Here is a 24184-nt window from a genome sequence, read left to right on the forward strand (position 1 = left end):
CTTTCGGTTGGGGATTGGGGATCTTCCGTTGCGGGGGGTACTTTTTTTCCGGCCTTCTGTTTTCTAAAAACATGACCGCTCGGCCCGCACCGAATCCTAAATCTAAATGTTCCGGGTCTTTGTGCCAGGCAGTTGGTAGCGGCAGCAAATGGGGTGCGCGATCGTGGCGTTTTGCGGAAAACCCCATCGATTGCGGAAAACAAAAAGGGGTTGCGATTTCTCGCAACCCCTTGAATTTGTTTGGTAGGCCGTGCGGGATTCGAACCTGCGACCAACGGATTAAAAGTCCGCTGCTCTACCAGCTGAGCTAACGACCCAACGAAGACCGAGATTATAGCGACGCTATCGCCATAGTGTCAACTCCTGCGCGACGCCGTTGTGCCAACTTCAGCGCCATTCTCCGCATATGCGCGCGAATTACGCTCAAACACTGCGCTCAATGCGCCACATCTGGTACTTGAACGCGCAGACGCCGCCTACCAGAATTGCCGCAATGGCAAGGAACGACCCCAACGCCAGTGTCGACACGCCCGACAATCCCTGACCCACCGTGCAGCCCAACGCCGTCACGCCGCCAAAGCCCATCAGCACCCCACCCATCATGTGATTCGCTGTGTCTTCCGTGCCCTGAAATCCTTCCCAACGGAAATTGCGCGATACCACCGCATACACAAACGACCCCGCCACCACGCCCAATACGCTCGCAATGCCCAACGTGATCACATTGCTCGTGTCACTCCACATCATCAGCCAATACACCGTGTAAGCCAGCGGCGAGACGAACGACAGCGCTTCCATCTTCCCGGAATTCGTGGCAATGAAACTCTCCTCCAACGTGTTCGGATTCTCGGCAACATAGCCCACCTTGCCCGACACATACCACAGCGCCACGATGATCGCACCCACCACAACGCCGCCCAGCAGATTGTCGAACGTCCAGAACTCGCGTCGCGCAAGCGCCGCAATCACGAACGCACCCCCAATCGCCAGCCCAAGAATAAGCTGCGCGCGGTGCACGTCGCCCCCGAACAGCCCGCCCACCAGCGTCGGCAAATCCTGCGATGTCGCAAACGTCGTCTGCACACTATCGATGGCCGCCACGCGCAACACCGCGAACAACCCCTTGAGCGTCATGTAGGCCGACAAGCCAATCATCACGAAAACAAGCAGCGATTTCAAATTCCCGCCACCAATGCGCACGAGGGTCTTGCTGCCGCAACCCGACGCCAGCACCATGCCGAAGCCGAACATCCACCCGCCAACGATGTACGAGAGCCACGTAAAGCGCGGCGTCGTGTAAATGGCCTTGATCGGATCGATGATGCCCAGCCAGGCGAGTATGCCCGTCCCCATCGTCGCCACGCCAATCGCCAGCCACCACATGCGCATGCGATTCCAGTCGCCGATGTTCACAATGTCGGATAACGCACCCATCGTGCAGAAATGCGTGCGTTGCAACACAGCACCAAACACGAAGGCCAGGCCAAAGGTGAGCCACACGACAGTGTGGGAGAGGGCAGTGAGATCGACGTCAGTCATGAGGCGAGAGGACGATAGCGGCCGTGCCCGGCCGTTCGGTACATTGTCGCGAGCCACGGGGCGTAGCCGGCGTTGTTGTCATCAGACATGCCGCGCCATCTGCACGCAGGCACATCGCGGGTGCGGTCGTCATGTCGTACAGGCCCTCGGTTGACCCGCACACATCCCCTTGTGACGCCGCGCCTCGAGCGCTTGGAAAGCCCGTATTCTACTTGAGGTCGCGCCCCGCATCCGGAAACCCCGGAAACGACAACGCCGCCCAAGGGCGGCGTCATACGCTTGACGAGTGACCTCACGCGGAAGACCGGTTCGCACAGCCTCCCGAGAGACGTCTTACTTCAGCTTGGCCACACGCTTCTTGGCCTCCGCTGCCGATTCGCTGTCCGGATACCTGGACATCAAATCCTGCAACGTTTTCTTCGCTGCCGTAATCTGCCCGGATTCCGCCTGGTTGCTGGCAATCGCCAACATGGCCTCGGCAGCCTTCGGGCTCGTCGGGTACTTCGTCACGATCCCTTGCAGCGTCGCCGTCGAACCCTTCAGATCCTTGTTGGCATACTGCGCATTGCCAAGCCAGAACTGTGCTTCAGGTTGATACGGGCTGTCGGGATACTTGGCCGCGAAGGTCCGGAATGCCATCTGCGCACCCTTGTAGTCACCGTTGCGGAATTTCGTCAGCGCGGCGTCAAAGACATCTTTCTCGCCCGGTTGGACGGTGCCGGTCACGCCGCCGACGGTCATCTGCTGCGGTTCGAACTTCTTCAAACGCCCGTCGAGATCGTTGTAGAAATCCTTCTGACTCTGTTGCAGGTTCGCAAGCTGGTTTTTCAGATCCTCGTTCTGACCGCGCTGATCGGCCAGATCACGTTGCAACTGCTGAATCTGATTGTTCAAATCCAGCACGTTGCGCGTGAGCCCCTCGATTCGCTGCTTGTCCGAATCCAGACGGCTGCGGATATCGAGGATCGCTTTGCGCGCCTCGTCGTCATCGAACAATCCGGCATGCGCCAGCGGACTCAGCACCGCAGTGCCGAGCGTCACCGCGCAGATCATGTTTTTAAGCAAACGAGACGTCATGACGTTTCAATCAATAAGCCAGATCGGCACGACGATCTTGCGCCCAGCTCGCCTCGTCGGTACCCGTAGCCTTTTCCTTGCCCAGCGAAACGGCTTCCATTTGGCTGGTGTTGGCGCCCAGTGCCGACATCGCCTTCACCACGGCTTCAGCACGCTTCTGGCCCAGCGCCAGGTTGTACTCGCTCGTGCCGCGCGGGTCAGTGTTGCCCTGAACCAGCACGTGACGCTGCGAGTACTTGTTCAGGAACGCAGCGTGCGCCTGGAGCATCGGCGTGTACTGAGCATCCACACTGTACTGATTGAAGCCGAAGTACACGCTGCGCTTGGCGAGCGGGCCGTTCGGGTTGTTCAGTTCGTCGGCCGAAGCGTCGACGGGGGCGACCGCGCGGGCATCGGTCGTGGTTTGACCCTTGTTGGCGTTAGCCTGATCGTCGAGCTTCACGCCCGACGAGCAAGCGGCCAAAGCGGCCAGCGAAGAGATGGCGAAGATGTTACGAAGCAGGGAACTCATTTGAGCCTCCGATTGATGTTGCTGTTGATGTTATTGCATAAAAGGGCCCCAGGAGGGTTCGCGAACTTCCCCCCCTCGAACCTGAAGAATCTGCCGGGTCTGCCCGTCCACCGAGACTGCCGCGAGAACCTTGCGGCCCCCCGACTGCGTTGCATAAAGAATGTACTTGCCGTTCGCGGCAAAACTCGGTGACTCGTCGTGGCTGGTGTCGGTCAGAGCCGTAACATCGCCAGTACTCATATCCTGCACGCACAGCTTGAATGCGCCTGCCTGACGCGCGATAAACGCGAGCAACTTGCCGTCGGGACTGATGCGCGGGCTGACGTTGTAACTCCCCTTGAAGGTGACGCGCTGCGCCGCGCCGACCCCTTCGCCACCGGCCGGCATCTTATAGATCTGCGGACCACCGCCACGATCGCTCGTGAAGTAGATCCATTTGCCGTCCGGAGAATACTGCGGTTCGGTGTCGATCGCACCGCTGCGCGACAGACGCTTGAGGCCGCCGCCATTGGCGTTGACCTGGTAGATCTGCGTGTTGCCGTCGCGCGAGAGCGCCACCGCCAGCTTGCTGCCGTCCGGTGCCCACGCAGGTGCCGAGTTGTTACCCTTCTCATTGGCCAGCACAGCACGGCGGCCCGTCGGCAGATCGTGGATGTACACGACAGGCTTGCGCTTCTCGAACGAGACGTAAGCGACCTTGGTGCCGTCCGGCGACCAGGCCGGCGAGATGATCGGCTCGCGACTGTTGAGCGCGACGCGCGCGTCCTGACCGTCCGAATCGGAAATCTGCAACTGGTAGTGGTTGCCGCTATGCAAGACGTAAGACAGACGCGTGGCGAATACGCCACGATCTCCCAGCAGCTTCTGGTAGATGTAGTCCGCAATCTTGTGCGCCGTGAGACGCAGGTTCGCCGCCGACGAGGTGAGGGCCAGGCCGCCGAGCGGCTGACTGTTCACGGCATCGTACAGGCGGAAGCTGACCTGGAAGTTGCCGTTGCCTGCCGGCGCGATCGTGCCCGAGACGAATGCATTGGCACCCTTGGCGCGCCACGTGCCGAGGTCGACCGAATCGTCCACGCCAACGGCGGCGCTGCCCGCATCGATCTGATTGAAGCGCCCGCTGTTGGTCAGGTCAGCCTTGACGACGGACACGATGTCCGTCGGCGCCGTGCCCTTGAAGTTCGACACGGCAATCGGGTAACGGTTGGTGCCGACGCCCGTAATGTCCACGGTCAGCGGCGTCTGCGCATGGGCGATCGTGCACGCTGCGGTGAGCCAGGTGGCCACCAGCGCACGCCATGCATATTGACTGGAAATTCGCATGCGTTCGATTGGTCAGTTACGCGGTGCAAGGGCCATTTTTACCACATTCGGATGAAAATGGACTCACGTCGCTCGGTTTTCGTTCCCGTTTCACAACACGCTCAGCCTTTGGGACTGAAGCGAAGGTTGACGCTCGGGGGTGCTTTGCCATTGGTGTCGCGCGGCAAGGGGTCGGACTTGGTGATGGCCGCCTGCACGGCGGCGTCCCACGCGGGATTGCCGCTCGATTTGAGGAGCTGCATCGACATTACGCTGCCGTCCGGCGCGAGCCGCACCGACACGACAGCCGTGGGATTGCCCGTCGTGTCGCCACCATAGGCAATGTTCGGTTTGACCTTCGCGCGCACGCGGTCGGCATAGCCCGCCGACGCCGTCCCGCCTGCGCCCGAGCCGGTTCCGCCCGCTTGCGAGCCCAGGCCGTTGCCGGTCGCGCCCGCCGTACCGCCCGCCATGCCGCGCAACGCCGCCAGACGCGCGGCGCGTGCCGCATCCGCAGCCTTCTGGGCCGCCGCTTCCTTCGCGGCCTTGGCCTTGGCGGCCTTGTCTTCTGCCGCCTTCTTCTCGGCGTCGGCCTTCTTCTGCGCATCGGCCAATTGCTGCTGCTTCAACTGTTCGGCCTTCTTGGCCTCTTCGTCTTTCTGATGCTTCAACTCGTCCGCTTTCTTTTGATCGGCCAGCTTCTGCGCACGGGCGGCGTCCTCTGCCGCCGCCTTCTTGCGAGCGATTTCCGCCGCCGCTTGCTGCTCGGCGAGTTGCTTCTGCTTGAGCGCTTCCTGACGTGCCTTCTCCTGCTGCGCTTCAAGCAAGCGCGCCTGCTCGGCGGCCTGCTGTTCCTGCCTGCGCTTCTTCTGCTGCAGGGCGATGTCGGCGTCTTCGGCCGGCGGCGTCGGCGCGGCCACGGCGGGTGGCGTGGGGGCGGGCGCAGGCGTTACCACCGGCGGCGTCGGCTCGGCGACTTCAGCGGGCGTCCACAATTCGGCTTCGGAACCGGCGGGGGAGCTGTTCTGCCACCGCATGCCATAGAAGAGCAGTGCAAACAGCAACGCGTGCATGAGCAGCGCGAGGAGAAATGCCCGTCCCGTGCCGCGCTCATCGCTGCGCGGGCCAATGGGACGGTCGGATCGGGCGGCGGCGCGGCTCATTTTTGCTTGACGAGCAGGCCCACGCGCTTGACGCCCTGGGCCTTGAGATCGGACATCACGTTCATCACGATTTCATAGCGCACCGACTTGTCGGCGGCGATGACGACCGGCTGATCCGGATTCGCCGCCTGGCGCCCCTGCAGGAAACCGGTCAGATCGGCCCCGCTCATGCGTTGTTCGATGGTGTTCTCACCGTCCTTGTAGCGCACCAACATGCGATTGTCCGCTTCGATGTTGACAACCACCGGCGGCGTCTGCTGCTGCGGACTCGCGTTGGCGACGCTCGGCAGATTGACGATCGACGGCGCAACCAGCGGAGCAGCCACCATGAAAATGACGAGCAGCACCAACATCACGTCGATGTACGGTACGACGTTGATATCTGCCATGGCGCGACGGCCGCGGCGAGCGTTGCGCATAGAACCTGCCATGTCTCGGCGCTCCCGAATTGCTTAGTGAATCTGCCGTTGCAGGATGTTGGAGAACTCTTCGACGAAACTCTCGAAGCGGATCGACAGCCGGTCGATGTCGTTGGCGAAGCGGTTGTAGGCAACCACGGCAGGGATAGCGGCGAACAGGCCGATGGCCGTGGCCACCAGCGCTTCCGCGATACCCGGCGCCACATTGGCGAGCGTGGCTTGTTGCACGTTCGAGAGGCCGCGGAAAGCGTTCATGATACCCCACACGGTACCGAACAGACCAATGTACGGACTGACCGAACCGACCGACGCGAGGAAGGGCAGATTGGCTTCGAGCGAGTCCATTTCGCGTTGGTAGCAGGCACGCATGGCACGCCGAGCGCCGTCCAGAATCGCGGTCGGGTCGTGCAAACCTTTTTCGCTCGCCTTGATGTATTCGCGCATGCCCGATTCGAAGATTCGTTCGAGTGCGCCCGTTTGATGGCGGTTATTCAGCGCACTTTGATAGAGCGCCTGAAGATCGCCGCCCGACCAGAAATCGCGCTCGAAGCGCTCGGTCTGTGCACGGGCGCGGCGAATCGCGAAGATCTTGCGGAAGATATGCGTCCACGAGAGCAGCGAGAGCACCAGCAGCAGGCCCATGACGGCTTGGGCGAGCACGCTGGCGTGCATGACCAGCGAAATAATGGAAAGGTCTTGATCGGGCATGGTGTGGTTATTGACTGACCGGGATTCTTGTCATTCACTTCAGGCGGCTGCCGGACGGGCAGGCTCACGCGCCGCAGCGGCGTTGGCCGTTGTGGCAGCCGATTGCATGGCGAGGCGCACCTGCGCGGGAATCTTGCCGGGGCGCAGGGTCGAGGCCGTCACACAGCCGATTTTGATGCTGCCGCGCACCAACAGTTCGCCGCTGCCGTCGGGCGCGTCGCGCCAGGCTTCCTGGTAGAAATCGACGGAGGCGCCGCCCACGCGCTCGATGCGGCTTCTGACGCTGAGACGATCGTCCAGCCGCGCGGGGCGCAGATAGTCGAGCGCGGTTGCGCGCACGATGAAAATCATGCCGGTATTGCGGGCCATTTCGAGTTGTTCGATACCGAGCGAACGGAGCCACTCGGTGCGGGCCCGTTCAAAGAATTTCAGATAGTTGGCGTAGAAGACGACGCCACCGGCGTCTGTGTCCTCGTAGTAAACGCGAATTGACCAACAGGTATCAAAATCAGCCATGCCGCGCATTGTATCGGAACCGGACAGCAACGCCAGCCACGGAAACACAATTTTTCAAACCGGCGCGACGGCATTCTGTTTACGGATAATTACTAATCACCCGGCGGCGCACCAAACTGGGGCGAATTCGCGTGAATGCCCCGTGTGGCGGGGGATTGCGCTGGCGCCCAGATGTAGCGAGTCTCTATAATGAAGGCTCGCAAGCCCCCTGAATTTCAGACAGGACCATCAGGTGTGCACGTTGGTATTGCGCGCCGTTGGATCCCCTCATAGCGAATCAACCTGCGAGGCCCTCGAATTGACTTCCCCTTCATCGCAAGCATCCTCCCTGCGCGTCGCGTTTCTCGGTCTGGGCGTGATGGGTTACCCCATGGCCGGCCATCTGCAACGTGCCGGCCATCAGGTCACCGTCTATAACCGTACGGCCGCCAAGGCGCAGCAATGGGCCAAGGAATACGGCGGTGCTGCTGCGGCCACGCCCGCCGAGGCGGTGCGCGACGCCGACATCGTTGCCGCCTGCGTGGGCAATGACGACGACCTGCGCAGCATCGTGCTCGGCGAGCATGGCGCATTCGCCGGGATGAAAGCGGATGCCGTCTTCGTCGACCACACGACGGCCTCGGCCGACGTGGCGCGTGAGCTCTATGCCGCTGCGCGTGCGAAGGGGCTGCACTTCGTCGACGCCCCCGTCTCGGGCGGCGAAGCCGGTGCCAAGAACGCCGCGCTCACGATCATGTGCGGTGGCGACGTCCCGGCGTTCGACCGGGTGGCCGGCACACTCGGCGCCTACGGCCGTGCCGTCACGCGCATTGGTGAGGCCGGTGCCGGTCAGCTTGCCAAGATGGTCAACCAGATCTGCATCGCCGGCATCGTGCAGGGATTGTCTGAGGCGATCAACTTCGGCCAACGAACCGGCCTGGATATGGCGCTCGTGCTCGACGTAATCAGCAAGGGCGCGGCGGCCAGTTGGCAAATGGACAACCGCGGCCAGACGATGATCGACGGCAAGTTCGATTTCGGCTTCGCCGTGGATTGGATGCGCAAGGATCTGGGCCTGTGCCTGGCGGAGGCGCAGCGCAACGGGGTGTCGCTGCCCGTCACGGCCCTTGTCGATCAGTTCTACGCAGACGTGCAGTCACTCGGCGGTTCGCGCTGGGACACGTCCAGCCTGATCTATCGTTTGCGGGCGCTCTCGGGCAAGGCCTGAGCGACATCGGCGAGCCGGCACGCGCAGCGCAGGCAAGATGCCCGGCAGACGGTCGGGCACCGGCCCTGCGCGCGCCAGATATCTGGTATTCGGCATATCTTCGGGTTTGTCTCCAATCGTCAGGCGGGGTCGATTGGCACTAGAATGCGGAAAACGGGACGTCGCGGTGCGACGGCACGGCGGCGTGGCAGCTTGGGAGCGGGCTGGGGCGGTGGCGTGTCGATGTCGGGCAGAAGGGAGACCGCCGCGAGCGATAACGATCTGGCACACAACTCGACCCCGAGACCCTAGCACCGACATGAGCAATCAGTCGAACGCCGCGGCCGTCCGCGCATTTCGCATTCTTGAAATTCTCAGCGCGTCCGGCACGCCCATGACCCTGGCGGAGATTGTCGCCGCCATTGGCCTGCCCAAGCAGACGGTGCACCGCATTCTCAAGCAGCTCGAAGCTGCCTGGCTCGTCACGCGCGAAGCCGGGAGCCGGCATTACGAGCCGTCGTCGCGGGTGCGCGCGATGGCCGTCAATGCGCTGATGCACGTTGGTCCGGCGGCAGCGCGTCACGCGATTCTCCAGCAACTGGTCGACAAACTCGGCGAGACCTGCAACCTGTCGATGCTCTCGGGCGACGATCTGGTCTACCTCGACCGCGTGGAGACCGAATGGTCGCGCCAGCTCAAGCTTTCGCCGGGCTCGCGTGTTCCGCTGCACTGCACGGCAAGCGGCAAGTTGCTGCTGGCGTTTCTGCCACGGGCGCGCCGCGAAAAGCTGATTGCGCATTTGCCGCTGCGCCCGCGCGCGGGCAACACCATTACCGATCTGGAGGACCTGCGCGAAGAGCTCACGGAGACGCGCAAGCGTCGTGTGGGCACCAATAATGAGGAGCACGTGCCGGGCATGATCGCCGTGGCCGTGCCCGTCATGCTCGACCGCAATCGCGCCTGTGCGGCCATCGCGGTGCAGGCGAGCGCGCAGCATTGCACGCTCGACAAGCTCATGACGTTCCTGCCGGAACTTCAGGCAGCGGCCGAGACGATGGCCGCTACGTTCAACGAATAGGGCGAGCGCAACGCGCCGGTGAAGCTTGCCGCGCGCCACCCGCAAGCGACCTGCGAACCCGCCGCCTCTTGCTTCTACTGCGCTCGGGCAGAACGCGTGGCGGCCGCCGGTATCGATGCCGACGCCGGGATCGCGGAAATGGCGGAAATGGTGGGAAGCGCGGATGTGGTGGACGTGGCGGAGGTCGCGGGCGTCTTCGTCTCGAAGATCTGCGCGAGTTGCTTCACGCCCTGCGCAGACTCCGCTCGTATGCGTGGGCCGATGAAGATCGGATCGAGCATCAGAAAGAGCAGGTTCGGCGTTCGATAGATGAAGTCACGCTTGAAGCGGGTGCCGGTTCCCTCCGGCGTGAGCGTGTATCGCACTTCGCCCGATGCGCGCCGGTTCATCTCGCCTTCGATGCGCCATTCGAATGGCGGCTTCGCCTCGACGACCTTCCAGTGAATGATGCCGTGACGTCCCGCGAGGCGGAATTCCTCGGCCACTTTCTCTCCCACCGTGAGTGGGTGATCGGTCGCGCCTTGCACGGCAAGCGACGCCGGATGCCACTTCGGCCAATGGGCCGGCGTGGTGGCGTAGTCGTAGACGACCTGCGGGGGCGCGTTCAACACGAGGGTGTTCACGACGTGGACCTTGCGCTCGAAGGGCAAGGGCAGCAGCGAGAGCAGGGCAAGTGCCGCCACTACCCCTAGAACGAACAGGAAGGCTCGCTTCATCGGCGCGCGCTCACGCACCGGCGGGCGAATCGAGTTCGATATCGACCATCAGGTCGTCGGCAAGGCTTTCCAGTGTCTCGCGCAGCGACGCCGTGCTGACACTCGCAGGAACATGAAGGCGGGCCGTCGCGCGAAACAGTGTGCCGCCCGACATCGATCCTTCGACGCATTCCGTGGCGAGTTCGTCGATGCTGATGCCGCGCGAGAAGAGCACGTGCGAGATTTCCCTCACGATTCCCGGATGGTCCTGCCCGACGAGGTCGAGTTCCAGCATGCGCGCAGCCGGGTCGGCGGCGGCGCTTTGTGCCCGCGTGACGGCAATACGCAGGCCTTGCGTCTCCAGCGCCTGCAGGGCGTGGGTGAGCGCGTCGGCGTGTTCGTCGGGGACTTGCAGATGAATGATGCCGGCGAACTGGCCGGCAAGATTGGCGAGGCGGCTCTCGAGCCAGTTGGCGCCGGCGGCGGTGGCGCGATCGGCAATCGCGTTGACCAGCCCCGGGCGATCCGGGCCAATCACGTTGAGAATCAGGGACGTCGTCATCACAGGCTCCGTCGAAACTGAGGGGCACGAGGTGGCACGAGGTGGCGCGGACCGCGCGACGTCGCCAGTGGCGACCGTTGCGCGCAGCAGCCTCAAGTGTAGTGCAATCGCGGGGGGCGCCGCTACGGCGTACCCGCGTGTCACGCAGATTCCAATCATGCTCGATGCGCACGAAGCCCAGCGTCTCACGCGCTTCGGGGCGTGACCCAGCGCTGCCAGGCCGCGACGAACGCCGTGCCGACCGCCATGCCGAGCGCAGCGCCTGCAAGGGCATCGCTCGTCCAGTGGTAGGCGGCGGCGATCTGCCCGAAGCCCGTCAGCGCAACGGCGACGGCACACGGCCAACGCAATGTGCGGTGGCGCAGCGCGAGCACCGTGGCGAACGCGAGCATGACGGTGAGGTGCCCCGACGGGAACGACGCGTATGCCGCTCCGTCACCGCCGAAAAGCCGGAATTGAAAGACACCGTCGCGCAGATACGACGGATTCTCGTGAATCCACGTGGCCGGCCACGTCCGCCCGAACACGAACTTCAGCGCTTGCTTAAGCACACTGCCTACGCCGACGGCGCCCGCCGCGAGCCACAGCGTCGCGACCCAGGCCGGACGTTGGCGTCGCCCGATGAGGCTTGCGCCGGCGACCGCGAATGTCGGCCAGGCGAGCACGAACAACGGCGACGGTAGCTCGGCAATGTGCTCAATCCATCGAATGCCCTGCGTATGGGCGTGCGCAAGGTTCACGACCGGCCGGTCGACCCACGGGATGGCGACCAGCGCCAGCAACAGGCACGCAAGCGCGCCGAACCAGGCGGTGCGCAGACATGTGCGCGAAACGGCAGGTGACACGGAAGCCGGCAGGTCTGCCGGTCGCGCGTTCGGGGCAAGCTCGGTCATGACGCGATTGAAACGAGGTAGACGACGGGACACTCGGTGAGATCGCGACATGTTAGCCGTCATTGACGACAACGCCGCAGCGACCTCCCGTGGGCGACCCGTTCGTGCCGCATTGAGCGGTGCGCGGCGGGGTCGGCCATTAAGCGTCAGCTATGGATTGGGGCGTGACGGAACAGGGGCACAGCCCCAGCCCGGGAACGAGGGTTCGAGCGTGCCTTGTCGTCATGGCGGTTTGATGACGATCCGAATGATCCAGACGATCCGGACGATCCCAAACGATCGGGGCGCGCACGTTGCACTTGCGTCATGCTCATCGGGTAATCGATTGAAAGATTCCTTTGCGAGGTGACGGGCCATCGTCCTACAATCGTCCCCTACGTAGAAGCCGGATATTGTCGGGCACGGCGGGCGGTATCAAGGGGAGGTTGTGATGAAAGGCAGTTGTCTGTGCGGCGCGGTCACGTATGAAGTGGACCAGTTTTCCGGACCTATCGCGCACTGCTCTTGCGCAACCTGCCGGAAGGCGCACGGCGCGGCGTTCACGACGACAGCGGCAGTGCTGCGTGAGCATTTCCGCTTCACGCGTGGCGCTGAGCACGTGGCGTCGTTCCGGTCGTCGCCGGACAAGGCACGCTACTTCTGTCCGACGTGTGGCACGCATCTGGTCGCCATGCGCGACGCTCAGCCCAACGTGATCGTGCGCGTGGCATCGCTCGACGAAGACCCGGGGCTGCGCGCGCAATTCCATATCTGGACGTCGCACGAAGTGCCGTGGCTCGATTACCTCGACGTGCCGCGTTTCGAGGCTTGGCAACCGGGGCGGTGAGCCCGGCCGGGGCGGCATCGACACCTGTGTCGTACGAAGCAGCAGCAGTCTTGAGCGTTGAAGTTCGCTTGACAAGAAAATCAATATCGCATGCGGGGGCAGTAGTGAACCGGGGATTCGAGAGCATCATCGATCGATTGGCGCGTGAGTTCTGGCGCGCGGCGCGCACGCGCGAGCAACAACACGCCCAAACGCAGGCGCGCGCACTCGCGGAAGTTCGTGCCATGGAGCAGGCGCAGCGCGCTGCGCAGGAGGCACCGCCTGCCGACGCCGCCGCCCGCGAGCGGCAACATGTGGCGTGGCGACAGGCGGAGGCGGCTGCGCAGGGCGCGCTCGCCAAACTGGAGGTGGCGCGGCTCGAACGGTTGCTCGCCGAGGGTCTCGCGCGCGATCTGCGCATTCCGCCCGCCGACCTGCGCGCGCGTAACACGCCGCCGGTGCTCGACACTCGGCATCTTCCGAAGATTTTGGCCAAACCCGAATGGGAGAACTTTGCCCCCGAGAAGCCTGGCCGGCTCGCCCTGGCCATGCCGGGCGCGTCAGGACGTTATGAGCAGGCGGTGGCCAAGGCGCGAAGCGAATTCGTGCACGCCGAGCGCGAGCACGAGGCGTCGAAGCTGCGCCGTGCGCAAGGCTCGATGATTCTCCAGATCGCGCAGCAAAAGGCCACCGAAGCCGCCCGCGCCGAGAGCGCGCGTCACAACGCGGCCGTGGCCGACTTCGAGGGTGCCCTGTTGCGGGGCGAAGCGGCTGCCATCACGGGCTACGCGCGCATCGTGCTGAGCCGCAGCCCGTATCCGGAAGCGTTCCCGCAAACGCTCGCGGCGCATTACGTCGAAAATCACAAACTGCTTGCCATCGGGTATGACGTTCCGGCGCTCGACGCCGCCATCCCCGTCGCGCTTGAGTATCGCTACAACCCAGCAGAAGATCTCGTGCAGGGCGTGCCTGCGGGCGAGTCGATGCGTGCGCAGCTCTATGCCAGTGTGCTGCGGCAGATCGTGCTTCGTTCGCTGCATGAGCTGTTCTCGGCCGACCCTCTGCGTCAGGTCAACGCCATCGTTTTCAATGTCTATGCCAGCGATGGCAATGCGCGCGTGTGTCTGGCGAGCGCCCACGTGGCGCGTGCGGACTTTGCGGCGCTTGCGCTGACGCAGGACGATGCGGCGGCCCACCTGGCGGCGCTGGGGGGGCGTCTATCGGCGCGTCCGGAAGCGTTGGAGGCCGTGGTGCCCGTCGCCGGCGTCGATATGACGAAGGTCGTCACGGACGACGACGTCGCCGTCGACCGCCGCTTCAATCTGATGACGCTCAGCGACAAGGACTTCATGCAGGTGATGTTCCACCTGTTGCGCTCGCTCGGTCTGGAAGGGCCGCCGCTGTTGCCGGGCGAGGAGGAGGGCCTGTTGACCTGTCGCGCCTGGGACCCTCACCCCATTTTTGGTGGCGACGTCGTTGTGCACATTTATCGCGACATACATCCCTGCGCGCGTCTGGAAATGAACGCCGCCCGCACCATGCTCGCGGAGATGCAGACGATTGGCGCGGCCCGCGGAATGCTGATCACGACGGGGGCGTTCGACGACGGCGTTGAAGAGTTCGCGCGCGATCGTCGCATCGAACTGCTTGCCGGACATCACCTGGTCTTCCTGCTCAAGGAGCATGCGGGCGTCGATGCGAGCGTCGTGGTGCCGCAGACGCGCGAGACGACCGCCGCTCTGTTCTGACGCCTGCGCGTCGGTGGCGGCCACGAGACATCGTCCAGGCGGCGACGCCCTGCTATAGTGAGCCGGCCTGACCCACGTCATTTACATCACGGAGGATCGTATGTCGCGACGCACGGAAAGTCTGCCTGCAGCAGGACTCAAGACAGTGAGACGCACATCCAAAGCCCGCGGGGCTGGAACCGGCGTGGCGGGGGGCTGCGTCGCGCTGGCGCTGGCCCTCGGCATACCAATGCAGGCACACGCGCAGTTCGATATGCTCAAGAATGCGGTCGGCGGGGGCGCAGGCGGCAGCAGCGCCGGTGGCCTCGCGGGCAGCCTGGGCGGGCTGGGCGCAGCCGGCTCGCTGACGTCGGGCAGTATCGGCAACGCGACGGGGGTGTTGCAGTTCTGCATCAACAACAACTATCTCAGCGGCGCAAATCTGAGTTCGGCGAGCGATGTCAAAGACAAGCTGCTCGGCAAGCTCGGCACCCAGTCTGGGTCGCCAGCGGCCAGCCCCGGCTATCTCGACGGGGCCAAGGGGCTGTTGTCCTCGCCCGATGGGAAGACCGTCGACCTGAACGGTGGCGGGCTCAGGGAGCAACTCACGCGTCGGGTCTGCGCCAAGATTCTCGATCAGGCCAAGTCCTTCCTCTGAGCACGTGGGCGTTGGCGAACCGCTTGGCCTGCGAGCGACCGAACCGGCTGCCGCCCGGCGGTGTTGTGGCATCAAAAAAATTGTCGGGATTGGGTCTTTGCCGGGGGCCACGCGCGGGCGTACGCTACACGTTATTTCATCCCGCCGTATTCGTCCGGAGACGTCGATGTATCAGCCCGCCGCCTTTGTCGAGGATCGTCCTGAAGTCCTGCACGACCTGATCCGCACGCAGCCGCTCGGCCTGCTTGTGAGTGCCGGGTCGCAGGGGTTGATCGCCGATTCGATCCCGTTTCTGATGTATCCCGATGAAGGCGAGTTCGGCACGTTGCGCGCACATCTGGCACGTGCGAACCCGCATGCCGCAGCGCTGCGTGACGTCGACGATTGTCTCGTCGCCTTCACGGGGCCGCAGGGGTACATCACCCCTTCGTGGTACGCCGCCAAGGCCGAACATGGCAAAGTGGTGCCCACGTGGAACTATGCGGCGGTGCATGCGTGGGGTGCGCCGCGCGTGATCGACGATGCGGCGTGGGTGCGGCGTCTGGTCGGCGATCTCACACAATCGCAGGAAGCGGGTCGCGCCGCCCCCTGGGCGGTGGAAGACGCACCTGCCGACTTTATCGAGACCATGCTGCGTGCCATCGTGGGTGTGGAGATTCCGATTCGCCGCATCGAAGGCAAATTCAAGATGTCGCAGAATCGTGCGATGCCCGACCGTGCCGGTGTGGTCGATGGCCTGCGAGCCGATGGGGCGTTGCGCGAGCCGCTGGCGGCGCTGGTCGCGCTGCGAGGCGATGTGCCCGGGAATTGAGGGCGGCCATCGCCCGCCACCGTAACGAAGCGAAACAATTCGGTGGTGCGACGGACCGGCGGTCCGGCGGTGTCCCCGCATACAATGCGGCATCCCGACTCGGATGCCGCAATGAAAACGTTGCTCCTCATGCTTGCGCTGGTGCTCTGTGTACTATTTCTCGCGCAGGCGTGGCTGCCGAGTGCGCAGGCCGGTGAGTGCGACAACCTCGGCCCTGCCCAGACCCTGCAATGCGCCGCCTACGGCGCGGCGAACGTCGCCCCCGAATAGCCGCGCTTCCGCTACAATCGCACGCCCTGACGTCATACCCCAAGCAGTGCGATGAAGCAGTCACGATGGACGGTCACCGTAGTGCGCGCACGCCGCCTGCGCGCGATGGCCGGGCAGTGGGCAGTCCCCCAAGTCGCGCGTCTCTGCGCTATCTCTCTCACGTGCGTTGTGACCGTCGCCGCCTTTCCGGGCGCCGCATCAGCGGCCGTCTCGGCGTGCGGCGATCACTACTGGGCCGGTACGGCACCCGACATCACCCGTGCCGCCATGACTCGAAATGCGCGCGAAGTCTGCTTCAGCGCGTTCGGTGTGATGCACTCGGGGGTGACGCGCACGCCGCTCTGGTCGGCTGAGCATCTCACGCGTGCGGGCCTGCGCGACGCGCGTCAGATTTCCCGCGTCAACAATTTCCATGCCGAATCGCGGCTGCCGTTCGACGAGCGCGCCGAGCTTCGCGATTACGTGCGCTCCGGCTACGACCGCGGGCATATGGCACCGTCGGCCGACATGCCCGATGCACAAGCGCAGTCGGAGAGTTTTTCGTTGTCGAACATGGTGCCGCAGAACAGCGAAAACAATCGCTACTTGTGGGCGGGCATCGAATCGAGTGTGCGCAAACTGGCCAAGGATCGCGGCGAGTTGTTCGTCATCACCGGGCCGCTCTTCCAGGGCAAGTCGATTGAGCAGATTGGCGAGCGGGTGATGGTGCCCACACAGCTCTATAAGGTCGTCTATGACCCGAAGCGCAAACAGGCCGGTGCCTATCTTGTCGCAAACGAAGCCACGGGCGATTATTCGGTCGTGAGCGTGGCCCAACTCGAGGCCATCGCCGGTATCGACTTCTTTCCTGGTATGCCGTCGGCCATCAAGAATACGGCGATGCGGCTGCCGGCACCCAGTGCGGCGGGCGGCAAACGCAAGCGGGCGCCGGACCTGCCGTCGTATCGCGAGGTGCGGACGGTACTCGACTTCTTGCGTACGATCATCCGCTAAGCATCGGCTGCAAGCCACTTGGCGAATTGCCCACTGCGTGAGCTTCGCCAGTGACGCTGCCGCGAGGCCGACCCTGCCGGCCGATCGCCACCGACCGATTTTCCTCGACTCAGGAGTCTCCGATGTCCGCCTCGTCTTCTGCCAACGCCACATTCGTCCCGTTCGCCAACGACGCCGACGCGCTCTCGCTTGGCGAACTCAACGTCGAAAACCACACGGACCGCATCGCTATCTTCGGCAATCTGGACCTGCGCCGTGACGCGCAAGGGCTGCGCCAGGCCCAAGCGCTCAAGGCGGTGCTCGACGCCGTGGTCGCTGCACTCGCCAATGCCGATCTGCCTGCGCACGCCGAGGCCTCGGACGCCACGACGGTGCGACACGTGAAAAATCCGTTCGATTCGTGATGCTTGCTGCGGGGGGGGGAGGGCCGTGCCCCCCGGATTTACCCCAGCTTTGTAGCCAATTCGAACAATCGATGTTGCGTTGCACGATGCCGCACGCGTGGCACGCCGGGCGCGTGAGGTCTGCCTTGGCCGTCCGGCTGGCCGCCGATGTCACGCGTGTGACATGAAAGGCCCCGCGCCACCCTGAAATTTTCCCAATTCTCCGATTCATGCGGGTTGCGCGACAACTTGTCGCACCTGCGACATTCTGTCGCATTGACACGCCCTGTCACAAATAGCGAATCGCGTCACGGTGACGGTAATCGCACTCGCGCGTTCTCGTCTCGGAATCCGTACGAATTCTCGGTTTTACTTGCGGCGACGCAGCACGGAAGAGGGGTTTACGGCGGCCGGACAAAGCGCATACTAGCCCTGCGTCTCGTCGATTCCGATAGTGTGAATCGATGACGGGCAAGGCTACGAACACTGAACAACGCGAGGTAACTTATGCACATCCGTTGGAAAAAAGTGTATTCAAGTGGTTGGGGGACGATTCATCACGATGCACCCCGTTCCCATCGCAGCGCCAGCGAGCGCGAGCAACTCTTTCAACGCCTTTTGGCAATTGCGATCGCCTGCAGTGTTGGGGGTTTCGTTTTCTTGTCAGTAGGTGCGGCCTTCCTGGGACGCTAAAGTCACCGATCTTCCTTTTCGTGCGCGGCACCGCCTTCGGCGGATGGCCGCGCAGCGTTGCTTCGTCTGACACATTCCCCTGATGCTTACGCGACCGATCCACCCCCCGCCCTTGTGGCGACGGGGGCTTCGGTGCGGTCGTCGCGCGAATTCAAATTCCCGATTCAAACGAACGTCCATATTTTCTTGAAACGCTTTGTTACATAAACAACGCATTTCAAAGAGGTCGGCGGCGCTGAATTTCGAGAAGGCGCTGCAATAGTCGCTTAAAAATCCATTGCGACGTGCGGTAAAGCACGTTATGCACGTTGATATCCATCGTCGATAACGGGGTCTTTGACGGCGCTGGCGTTGCATTCGGCACGTTCACGCTATTGCGTTTACGAAAGAATAGTGCGATCTTGAAGCGACGGCGCTGTGTCGGAATTTTGGGTACTCCTGCCTTCGGGATTTGCCCGGATTTATCCGGATTGTCTTGCGTCTCAAAAATCTAGATAAAGAAGAAAAGAAAAGTAACGCGGGCCGGTTTGATTGATTTGTGAGGTGCGTCATGGAAATTCGCTGGGAAAAGCTGTACTCGGGCGGATTGGGTCGTTTCTACGACACTTCGGAATCGAGCCGCCGTCGGGCGCGGCGCGCGCAACTGGCATGGTTCGGCATCGTTATCTCCGTTGGCGTTGCCATCGGTGCCATCGCCATCGCTTGGCGTTGGCTTTGACGGGCGTCGCGGCAAGGCCCCGCACGGGGATCGCGCGAACGCTCATATGGCTCGCCTTCGCGACGTGTGTGCCGGTTCACGCCCAGACGCCCTCCATGCCGACCGAGCCGGTGGATGCTGCCGGAAAACCCTGCGGGGCGCTGCGCGCGCGACCCGCCGACGTGACGCACTATCGCTACGAAGTCTCGAACCGGTGCGAGCGCCCGATCACGTTCTTTTGGCGGTGCACAGCGACGGACGTCGAACATTCGCTCGACCTCGCCGGCCAAGGGACTCAGTCGGCCACCTGTGTGAAAGCCACTGGCGCGGCGGGTGAGCTGGTGTTTCGTTTCGGCCCGCCGGGCACGGGCAACTGAGCGCTTCGGTACGCTTCGGTACCGGCGCTCGCCACCCACCCAACGTCATGCGCTGCCTTTCGGCACCCTGCTGCGGGTGCGGTCGGCGGGTGGGCGCTGGCGCATCGATGGGGCTGCCCGGTCGCCACCTCTGCCGGGAATGGCTATCATGACGCCATACGGCTTGCTGGCGTGCCCGGTGCGCGTGCTCAACAGTTCGCTGCGATCCGCGCGACGCTGTCCATCAAGCCAATCAAGACATCCCCAAGGACGCCCCCATGAACGACATCGTCACCCCGACCCAGCCGTCGCTCGATACGGCCGCATTGCGCGAATTCGTCGAGCGCAAATGGAATGAGGAAATCCTGCACGCGCTGACCGACTACATCGCGGTGCCAGCCAAAAGCCCCGGCTTCGACGCCGATTGGGCGCGCAACGGTTATATCGATCGCGTGGTGCGCGACGCCGCCCAGTGGGCCGAACGTCAGCCCGTCAAAGGCCTGAAGCTCGAAGTGATTCGACTTGAGGGACGCACGCCGGTGATCTTCTTCGAGGCGCCGGCCACGCGCTCGGGCAGCGAGCAAACGATCGTGCTCTACGGCCACCTCGACAAGCAGCCCGAGTTCGATGGATGGCGTCGCGATCTGGGGCCGTGGACGCCCAAGTTCGAAGACGGCAAGCTCTACGGCCGCGGCGGCGCGGACGACGGCTATGCGATCTATTCGAGCCTCACGGCGCTCGCCGCCCTCGACGCACAAGGCGTGGAGCGTCCGCGCTGCGTGGGTCTCATCGAGACGTGCGAAGAGTCCGGCAGCTACGATCTGCTGCCGTATGTCGATGCGCTGCGTGAGCGTCTGGGCCGCGTCGGACTGGTCGTCTGTCTCGATTCGGGGGCGGGCAACTACGACCAGTTGTGGCTGACGACCTCGCTTCGCGGTTTGATCTCGGGCAGTCTCGAAGTGCAGGTGCTCGACGAGGGTATTCACTCGGGCGGCTATGGCGGCATTGCGCCGTCGAGTTTTCGCATCATGCGCCAGTTGTTCGAACGCCTCGAAGACGCGGGCAGCGGCAGTGTGCTGCCGCAGGGCTTCCACACGCCGATCCCGATGCAGCGTCTCAAGGAGGCGGAAGCGACCGCGCACATTCTCGGCGACGACGTCTGGAAGAAGCTGCCGTGGGCGTGTGGCCAAGACGGTCTGTCGGTGCTGCCGACCACGACCGATCCGAAGGAGGCGCTTCTCAATTCGACGTGGCGGCCGTCGCTGTCGGTGACGGGAGCCGCCGGCATGCCCGCGCTGGCGGACGCAGGCAACGTGTTGCGTCCGCGCACGGCGTTCAAGCTGTCGCTACGCCTGCCGCCGCTGATCGACGCGGCACAGGCGGTGGCCGAACTCAAGGCGCTGCTCGAACTCGATCCCCCGTACAACGCAAAGGTGACCTTCAAATCCGACGCCGGTGCGGCTTCCGGCTGGAACGCGCCCGACGTGGCGCCGTGGCTCACCTCGGCGCTGAACACGGCGTCGCAACGGCATTACGGGGCGGATGTCGCGTACATCGGGCAGGGCGGCACAATTCCGCTGATGAACACGTTGCAGGCGGGCTTCCCGGCGGCCCAGTTCATGGTGTGCGGCGTACTCGGCCCCAAGTCGAACGCGCACGGCCCGAACGAATTCCTGCACGTGCCCTATGCAAAGAAGCTGACTGCCGCAGTGGCCGAGGTCATCGCACTGGCGCCGTAAGTCGCGTTGCCGCGCCGACGTCCGGACGTGTTCGGCAAGCGTGCGTCCAGCGAGTAAGCGGGCCAGCAGTGCGCGGTCCGGTGCTGTTTGTGACGCCGCTCAACGTCACTTGATGCCACTTGATGCAGCGTGATGTCGGCTCTGCGGCTCTGCGGCTCAGAGCCGATGCGTGGTGGCGTCCATGACCTGCACGCCGCACAGAAAGTCGTCGAGATCCATGTGCTCCAGCGGATTGTGCGAGCCGTTGGCGTTGCGCACGAACACCATGCCGCTCGGAATCCCTGCGTTGGCGAAGAGGGCGGCGTCGTGACCGGCGCCACTCGGCACGCGCTCTTGTGGAAGGCCGAGCGTGCGGCACGCGTCGACCAACAGCGACGACACATGCGCATCCATGACGGCGGGCGGCGACGTGAGACGCCGGTCGAACTCGAACGACACGCCCCGGTCGCGCGCGATGGCGCGGCACTCGGTTCGCATCAGTTCGTAGAACACGTCCAGGGTGTCGGGGCTTTGGCTGCGGACTTCGAGACTGAAGTCCACCTTGCCCGGAATGCGCGAGATGGCGTGTTCGGCCGGATCGGTGCCGACGATGCCGGCCGTGACCACCAGATCGATGCCACGCTCGAGCAACGCGCGCCAATGCTCGTCGAGCCGCGTGATGAGATCGGCGACCGCGAACATGGCATCGTGACGCAGCCAGCGTGGCACAGCGCCCGAGTGGCCCGCTTCGCCCAGGCACGACACACGGTTGTGGCGCACATTGCCGCGAATGCCGGGCACGATGGCGACGGGCAGGTTGCGCGCGATCATCACCGGCCCCTGCTCGATGTGCAGCTCCAGCCACGCCTTGGCCCGCGAGGCATCGAACAGCGTTGCGCCGTTGCGAATGGCCTCGATGTCGGCGCCGGCGTGTGCCATGCACTCCGCCAGCGAACGCCCGTGGGTACGATGCGGCATGGCCAGATCGGCCTCGTCGAGCTTGCCGAACAGCGCGCTCGAGCCCATGTACGCCCGGCCGAACCACGCACTTTCCTCGCCGCGCAACGCAAGCACGCGTACCGGGGTCGCCGTGTGACGCTGGCTGCGCCGTTGTTCGACAAGGCACAGCAGACCGGCGACGATACCGGCGAGGCCGTCGTAATTACCACCCTGCGGCACCGAGTCGAGATGTGAGCCGACCCACGTGGCGGCGGTGTCGCCGGTGTCGTCGGGCAGCGTGAAGATCAGGTTGGCGGCACGATCGCGGGTGACGGACAGGCCGTGGTGACCCGCCCATTGTGTCAGATACGACGCCGCAGCATTTTCGCCTTCGCCGTAGCTGTCGCGAGTAATGCCGACGCCGTCGTCGCCGAGTTGGCGCAGGTCGGTGAAGAGTTGCTCGGCCAACGGGGCCAGCGCGTTCAGTTCCATGAGGGGCTTCTTTTCGCGTGAGACTTCGCGAGGGTTGCGTGTAACGAATTGCGGCTCAGCCGGACTGCTGGGCAAAGCGCAGCCAGCGGTCGGTCAGCCGGGCGTCGAGCGCGAGCGCGCCCGTGAGCGTTGCGATGCGCTCGACAGCCTGTGCGTCGCAATAGGCGGCAAGCCCATCGACGATGCGTGCCATCACGGCAGGATCGCGAAACGATGCCGTGCCAACCTGAACCGCGCTGGCCCCTGCGAGCATGAATTCGACGGCGTCGTCGGCCGTCTCGATACCGCCGCAGCCGATGATCGGAATGCGCACTGCGCGATGGCACTGGTGCACGAGCCGCACGGCCAGCGGCTTGATCGCCGGTCCCGAGAGTCCGCCCATCACGTTGCCGAGTTTGGGCTTGCGCGTGCGTATGTCGATGGCCATGCCGAGCACGGTGTTGCCCATGACGATGGCATCGGCCCCGGCGTCTTCCGCCGCGCGTGCAATCAGTGCGATCTGCCCCGCGTTGGGCGTGAGCTTCACCCACAGCGGATGCGACGTACGGCGGCGAATGGCGCTCACCGCCTGGTAAGTGCTCTCGGGCTGCATCGCGAACGCCATGCCGTCCGCTTCGAGGTTCGGGCACGAGATGTTCGCTTCGATAGCCGCCACTTCCGGCAGGGAGAGGGTCTCGCACGCTTGTGCGAAAGACGCCGCCGTGTCGGCCGATACGGACACCACCACCGGGGTGTCGAAGCGCGTGTAGGCGGGCAGGACATCGCGCCGATACGCGTCGAGCCCCTTGCTCGGAATGCCGATGGAATTGAGCATGCCGCTGGCCGTTTCTGCCACGCGCGGCGTCGGATTGCCTGCGCGCGTGGCCGGCGAGACGCTCTTGACGACAAGCGCGCCGAGCCGGTTCAGATCGAGCGCCTCGGCATATTCGATCGCGAAGCATCCGGAGGCCGGCATCACAGGGTTGCGCAGCGTGAGCGATCCAATGCGAACGCAGAGATCAGCCAAAATCCACCTCCCCGACAACGTCGCGAATCGGGAATACCGGACCCTCGCGACACACCCGCAGAAATTGTTTGTCGCCATTGCAATCGAACAGGCGCACGCACGACAGGCACACGCCCATACCGCACGCCATGCGCTGCTCCATCGCGACTTCGGCGGTGATGTGCGGGTGTGCCTGCAACACGCGCTGGAGCAGCATCAACAGCCGATGCGAGCCGCAGGTGTAGACAGCGTCGTGCGGTGCCGCGTCGAGCAGGGCGCGCACGCGTGGCGTGAGTGCTTCGACGGCCGACGAGCCGTCGCTGTCGAAGACGCAATGCACATCGGCCAATGCGTGGGCTTCGGGCGAGCGCAGGAATTCATCGCGCATCAGATCCGCCGCACTGCGGGCCGACATGACGACCGTCAACTTCAGTCTTGCCTTGGCCGCGCGCTGCACGAGCGGGGCCATGGTCGCCAAGCCCACGCCGCGCGCCACGAACATCACGCGCTGCCAGCGGGGATCGAGCGTGAAGGTATTGCCGAGCGGACCGACGATATCGAGCGAGGCGCCCTGCGCGAGCGTGGCCAGTGCGCGCGTGCCGACGCCCGTCACGTTGTAAAGAAACTCGACGGTGTCCGGCTCAGGACCGGTGCCGTACACGCTCATCGGACGCAGCAGGAAGGGCGCATCGTGTTCCGTGACCGGGCACTTCAGTTGGTAGAACTGCCCGGGCTGTGTTGTGAGGGCGATGGGGGCGTCGGCCTGCAATCGCAGATAGCGATAGCGGGCGTTCACGGCGTGATGGCCGAGCACGCGGCAGCGATGCGCCGCGACCTTGGGTGCGCCGCATGCCGCCTCGTGCGAATCGCGCAAATCGTGTGAATCGTGTGGATCGGTTGCATCGATTGAATCGTGGCTGTCCGACGGCACCGGCGCGACGGCGCGGGCGAGGTCGGTACACGCCAGGGTGGCAACTGACATAAGGACTCCGAATAGTGAGGGCAGGC

At 64.0% G+C, this 24184-nt stretch carries 26 protein-coding genes and 1 tRNA gene; 12 read left to right on the forward strand and 15 right to left on the reverse strand.

What is annotated here, in order from left to right:
* Positions 1 to 241: 241 nt before the first annotated feature.
* The 9 genes from ACE3UG_RS02895 to ybgC form a co-directional block, all read right to left on the reverse strand.
* A tRNA-Lys gene (locus tag ACE3UG_RS02895) sits at positions 242 to 317 on the reverse strand.
* Positions 318 to 423: 106 nt separating this feature from the next.
* The gene (locus ACE3UG_RS02900; RefSeq protein WP_374619377.1) at positions 424 to 1539 is read right to left on the reverse strand and encodes a YeeE/YedE family protein; all 1116 of its coding nucleotides are present in this window, start codon (positions 1537 to 1539) and stop codon (positions 424 to 426) included.
* A gap of 333 nt (positions 1540 to 1872) precedes the next feature.
* Positions 1873 to 2616, reverse strand: a complete 744-nt coding sequence (gene ybgF / locus ACE3UG_RS02905) for a tol-pal system protein YbgF (RefSeq protein WP_374619380.1) — start codon at positions 2614 to 2616, stop codon at positions 1873 to 1875.
* Between the two features lie 10 nt (positions 2617 to 2626).
* Positions 2627 to 3127, reverse strand: a complete 501-nt coding sequence (locus ACE3UG_RS02910; protein ID WP_374619383.1) for an OmpA family protein — start codon at positions 3125 to 3127, stop codon at positions 2627 to 2629.
* Between the two features lie 30 nt (positions 3128 to 3157).
* On the reverse strand, positions 3158 to 4450 hold the full coding sequence (gene tolB, locus ACE3UG_RS02915) for a Tol-Pal system beta propeller repeat protein TolB (RefSeq protein ID WP_374619385.1): 1293 nt from the start codon (positions 4448 to 4450) through the stop codon (positions 3158 to 3160).
* Positions 4451 to 4551: 101 nt separating this feature from the next.
* Positions 4552 to 5592, reverse strand: a complete 1041-nt coding sequence (gene tolA / locus ACE3UG_RS02920) for a cell envelope integrity protein TolA (RefSeq protein WP_374619387.1) — start codon at positions 5590 to 5592, stop codon at positions 4552 to 4554.
* Complete coding sequence (gene tolR / locus ACE3UG_RS02925; RefSeq protein WP_374619390.1) at positions 5589 to 6023, reverse strand: protein TolR; 435 nt, start codon at positions 6021 to 6023, stop codon at positions 5589 to 5591. Before tolR ends, tolA begins: the two co-directional genes overlap by 4 nt.
* Positions 6024 to 6044: 21 nt before the next feature.
* A complete protein-coding gene (tolQ, locus tag ACE3UG_RS02930) occupies positions 6045 to 6719 on the reverse strand; it encodes a protein TolQ (protein WP_374619392.1) in 675 nt (224 codons plus the stop codon).
* A 39-nt stretch (positions 6720 to 6758) separates the two neighbouring features.
* Positions 6759 to 7244, reverse strand: a complete 486-nt coding sequence (ybgC, locus tag ACE3UG_RS02935; RefSeq protein WP_374619937.1) for a tol-pal system-associated acyl-CoA thioesterase — start codon at positions 7242 to 7244, stop codon at positions 6759 to 6761.
* Between the two features lie 289 nt (positions 7245 to 7533).
* On the opposite strand from ybgC, the gene ACE3UG_RS02940 reads away from it, so the two are divergent.
* Together ACE3UG_RS02940 and ACE3UG_RS02945 are read left to right on the forward strand one after the other, a co-directional pair.
* Positions 7534 to 8442, forward strand: coding sequence for an NAD(P)-dependent oxidoreductase (locus ACE3UG_RS02940; protein ID WP_374619395.1), 909 nt, complete (start codon positions 7534 to 7536; stop codon positions 8440 to 8442).
* Positions 8443 to 8740: 298 nt separating this feature from the next.
* Positions 8741 to 9499, forward strand: coding sequence for an IclR family transcriptional regulator (locus tag ACE3UG_RS02945; RefSeq protein WP_374619397.1), 759 nt, complete (start codon positions 8741 to 8743; stop codon positions 9497 to 9499).
* 74 nt (positions 9500 to 9573) lie between these two features.
* Here ACE3UG_RS02945 and ACE3UG_RS02950 read toward each other — a convergent pair whose 3' ends face one another.
* From ACE3UG_RS02950 to ACE3UG_RS02960, 3 genes are all read right to left on the reverse strand, one after another.
* On the reverse strand, positions 9574 to 10215 hold the full coding sequence (locus tag ACE3UG_RS02950) for an SRPBCC family protein (RefSeq protein WP_374619399.1): 642 nt from the start codon (positions 10213 to 10215) through the stop codon (positions 9574 to 9576).
* Between the two features lie 10 nt (positions 10216 to 10225).
* Complete coding sequence (locus tag ACE3UG_RS02955; protein WP_374619401.1) at positions 10226 to 10756, reverse strand: glycine cleavage system protein R; 531 nt, start codon at positions 10754 to 10756, stop codon at positions 10226 to 10228.
* A 185-nt stretch (positions 10757 to 10941) separates the two neighbouring features.
* On the reverse strand, positions 10942 to 11649 hold the full coding sequence (locus ACE3UG_RS02960) for a phosphatase PAP2 family protein (RefSeq protein WP_374619404.1): 708 nt from the start codon (positions 11647 to 11649) through the stop codon (positions 10942 to 10944).
* A gap of 430 nt (positions 11650 to 12079) precedes the next feature.
* On the opposite strand from ACE3UG_RS02960, the gene ACE3UG_RS02965 reads away from it, so the two are divergent.
* The 10 genes from ACE3UG_RS02965 (at position 12080) to ACE3UG_RS03010 (ending at position 20781) form a co-directional block, all read left to right on the forward strand.
* A complete protein-coding gene (locus ACE3UG_RS02965) occupies positions 12080 to 12475 on the forward strand; it encodes a GFA family protein (protein WP_374619407.1) in 396 nt (131 codons plus the stop codon).
* 104 nt (positions 12476 to 12579) lie between these two features.
* Positions 12580 to 14202, forward strand: a complete 1623-nt coding sequence (locus tag ACE3UG_RS02970; RefSeq protein WP_374619411.1) for a restriction endonuclease — start codon at positions 12580 to 12582, stop codon at positions 14200 to 14202.
* A 229-nt stretch (positions 14203 to 14431) separates the two neighbouring features.
* On the forward strand, positions 14432 to 14839 hold the full coding sequence (locus tag ACE3UG_RS02975; protein ID WP_374619939.1) for a DUF2501 domain-containing protein: 408 nt from the start codon (positions 14432 to 14434) through the stop codon (positions 14837 to 14839).
* A 166-nt stretch (positions 14840 to 15005) separates the two neighbouring features.
* Positions 15006 to 15650, forward strand: coding sequence for an FMN-binding negative transcriptional regulator (locus ACE3UG_RS02980; protein ID WP_374619414.1), 645 nt, complete (start codon positions 15006 to 15008; stop codon positions 15648 to 15650).
* A 111-nt stretch (positions 15651 to 15761) separates the two neighbouring features.
* Positions 15762 to 15920 (forward strand): hypothetical protein, encoded by a 159-nt coding sequence (locus ACE3UG_RS02985; RefSeq protein ID WP_374619417.1) that lies wholly within the window; start codon positions 15762 to 15764, stop codon positions 15918 to 15920.
* A gap of 51 nt (positions 15921 to 15971) precedes the next feature.
* The gene (locus ACE3UG_RS02990) at positions 15972 to 16913 is read left to right on the forward strand and encodes a DNA/RNA non-specific endonuclease (protein ID WP_374619420.1); all 942 of its coding nucleotides are present in this window, start codon (positions 15972 to 15974) and stop codon (positions 16911 to 16913) included.
* Positions 16914 to 17035: 122 nt separating this feature from the next.
* Complete coding sequence (locus ACE3UG_RS02995; RefSeq protein WP_374619423.1) at positions 17036 to 17317, forward strand: hypothetical protein; 282 nt, start codon at positions 17036 to 17038, stop codon at positions 17315 to 17317.
* A 1222-nt stretch (positions 17318 to 18539) separates the two neighbouring features.
* Positions 18540 to 18707 carry a hypothetical protein gene (locus ACE3UG_RS03000; protein WP_374619425.1) on the forward strand — a complete coding sequence of 56 codons (168 nt, stop codon included), beginning with the start codon at positions 18540 to 18542 and terminating at the stop codon, positions 18705 to 18707.
* A 95-nt stretch (positions 18708 to 18802) separates the two neighbouring features.
* A complete protein-coding gene (locus ACE3UG_RS03005; protein ID WP_374619428.1) occupies positions 18803 to 19063 on the forward strand; it encodes a hypothetical protein in 261 nt (86 codons plus the stop codon).
* A 257-nt stretch (positions 19064 to 19320) separates the two neighbouring features.
* The gene (locus ACE3UG_RS03010; RefSeq protein WP_374619431.1) at positions 19321 to 20781 is read left to right on the forward strand and encodes a M20 family metallopeptidase; all 1461 of its coding nucleotides are present in this window, start codon (positions 19321 to 19323) and stop codon (positions 20779 to 20781) included.
* Positions 20782 to 20937: 156 nt separating this feature from the next.
* Here ACE3UG_RS03010 and ACE3UG_RS03015 read toward each other — a convergent pair whose 3' ends face one another.
* The 3 genes from ACE3UG_RS03015 to ACE3UG_RS03025 are packed head-to-tail and all read right to left on the reverse strand — an operon-like array spanning position 20938 to position 24158.
* Positions 20938 to 22191 carry a hydantoinase/carbamoylase family amidase gene (locus ACE3UG_RS03015; RefSeq protein WP_374619434.1) on the reverse strand — a complete coding sequence of 418 codons (1254 nt, stop codon included), beginning with the start codon at positions 22189 to 22191 and terminating at the stop codon, positions 20938 to 20940.
* Between the two features lie 55 nt (positions 22192 to 22246).
* Positions 22247 to 23197 carry a dihydroorotate dehydrogenase gene (locus tag ACE3UG_RS03020; RefSeq protein WP_374619437.1) on the reverse strand — a complete coding sequence of 317 codons (951 nt, stop codon included), beginning with the start codon at positions 23195 to 23197 and terminating at the stop codon, positions 22247 to 22249.
* A complete protein-coding gene (locus tag ACE3UG_RS03025; RefSeq protein ID WP_374619440.1) occupies positions 23190 to 24158 on the reverse strand; it encodes a dihydroorotate dehydrogenase electron transfer subunit in 969 nt (322 codons plus the stop codon). Before ACE3UG_RS03025 ends, ACE3UG_RS03020 begins: the two co-directional genes overlap by 8 nt.
* Positions 24159 to 24184 lie beyond the last annotated feature (26 nt).

The sequence above is a fragment of the Pandoraea sp. genome (assembly GCF_041919235.1).
In the GTDB taxonomy this organism is placed as follows: Bacteria; Pseudomonadota; Gammaproteobacteria; order Burkholderiales; family Burkholderiaceae; genus Pandoraea.

Coding starts and splice junctions, on each gene's coding strand:
- ACE3UG_RS02900 (WP_374619377.1), bottom strand. CDS start 1,539: ATGACTGACGTCGATCTCACTGCCCTCTCCCACACTGTCGTGTGGCTC.
- ybgF (WP_374619380.1), bottom strand. CDS start 2,616: ATGACGTCTCGTTTGCTTAAAAACATGATCTGCGCGGTGACGCTCGGC.
- ACE3UG_RS02910 (WP_374619383.1), bottom strand. CDS start 3,127: ATGAGTTCCCTGCTTCGTAACATCTTCGCCATCTCTTCGCTGGCCGCT.
- tolB (WP_374619385.1), bottom strand. CDS start 4,450: ATGCGAATTTCCAGTCAATATGCATGGCGTGCGCTGGTGGCCACCTGG.
- tolA (WP_374619387.1), bottom strand. CDS start 5,592: ATGAGCCGCGCCGCCGCCCGATCCGACCGTCCCATTGGCCCGCGCAGC.
- tolR (WP_374619390.1), bottom strand. CDS start 6,023: ATGGCAGGTTCTATGCGCAACGCTCGCCGCGGCCGTCGCGCCATGGCA.
- tolQ (WP_374619392.1), bottom strand. CDS start 6,719: ATGCCCGATCAAGACCTTTCCATTATTTCGCTGGTCATGCACGCCAGC.
- ybgC (WP_374619937.1), bottom strand. CDS start 7,244: ATGCGCGGCATGGCTGATTTTGATACCTGTTGGTCAATTCGCGTTTAC.
- ACE3UG_RS02945 (WP_374619397.1), top strand. CDS start 8,741: ATGAGCAATCAGTCGAACGCCGCGGCCGTCCGCGCATTTCGCATTCTT.
- ACE3UG_RS02950 (WP_374619399.1), bottom strand. CDS start 10,215: ATGAAGCGAGCCTTCCTGTTCGTTCTAGGGGTAGTGGCGGCACTTGCC.
- ACE3UG_RS02955 (WP_374619401.1), bottom strand. CDS start 10,756: ATGACGACGTCCCTGATTCTCAACGTGATTGGCCCGGATCGCCCGGGG.
- ACE3UG_RS02960 (WP_374619404.1), bottom strand. CDS start 11,649: ATGACCGAGCTTGCCCCGAACGCGCGACCGGCAGACCTGCCGGCTTCC.
- ACE3UG_RS02965 (WP_374619407.1), top strand. CDS start 12,080: ATGAAAGGCAGTTGTCTGTGCGGCGCGGTCACGTATGAAGTGGACCAG.
- ACE3UG_RS02975 (WP_374619939.1), top strand. CDS start 14,432: ATGCAGGCACACGCGCAGTTCGATATGCTCAAGAATGCGGTCGGCGGG.
- ACE3UG_RS02980 (WP_374619414.1), top strand. CDS start 15,006: ATGTATCAGCCCGCCGCCTTTGTCGAGGATCGTCCTGAAGTCCTGCAC.
- ACE3UG_RS02985 (WP_374619417.1), top strand. CDS start 15,762: ATGAAAACGTTGCTCCTCATGCTTGCGCTGGTGCTCTGTGTACTATTT.
- ACE3UG_RS02990 (WP_374619420.1), top strand. CDS start 15,972: ATGAAGCAGTCACGATGGACGGTCACCGTAGTGCGCGCACGCCGCCTG.
- ACE3UG_RS02995 (WP_374619423.1), top strand. CDS start 17,036: ATGTCCGCCTCGTCTTCTGCCAACGCCACATTCGTCCCGTTCGCCAAC.
- ACE3UG_RS03000 (WP_374619425.1), top strand. CDS start 18,540: ATGGAAATTCGCTGGGAAAAGCTGTACTCGGGCGGATTGGGTCGTTTC.
- ACE3UG_RS03005 (WP_374619428.1), top strand. CDS start 18,803: ATGCCGACCGAGCCGGTGGATGCTGCCGGAAAACCCTGCGGGGCGCTG.
- ACE3UG_RS03010 (WP_374619431.1), top strand. CDS start 19,321: ATGAACGACATCGTCACCCCGACCCAGCCGTCGCTCGATACGGCCGCA.
- ACE3UG_RS03015 (WP_374619434.1), bottom strand. CDS start 22,191: ATGGAACTGAACGCGCTGGCCCCGTTGGCCGAGCAACTCTTCACCGAC.
- ACE3UG_RS03025 (WP_374619440.1), bottom strand. CDS start 24,158: ATGTCAGTTGCCACCCTGGCGTGTACCGACCTCGCCCGCGCCGTCGCG.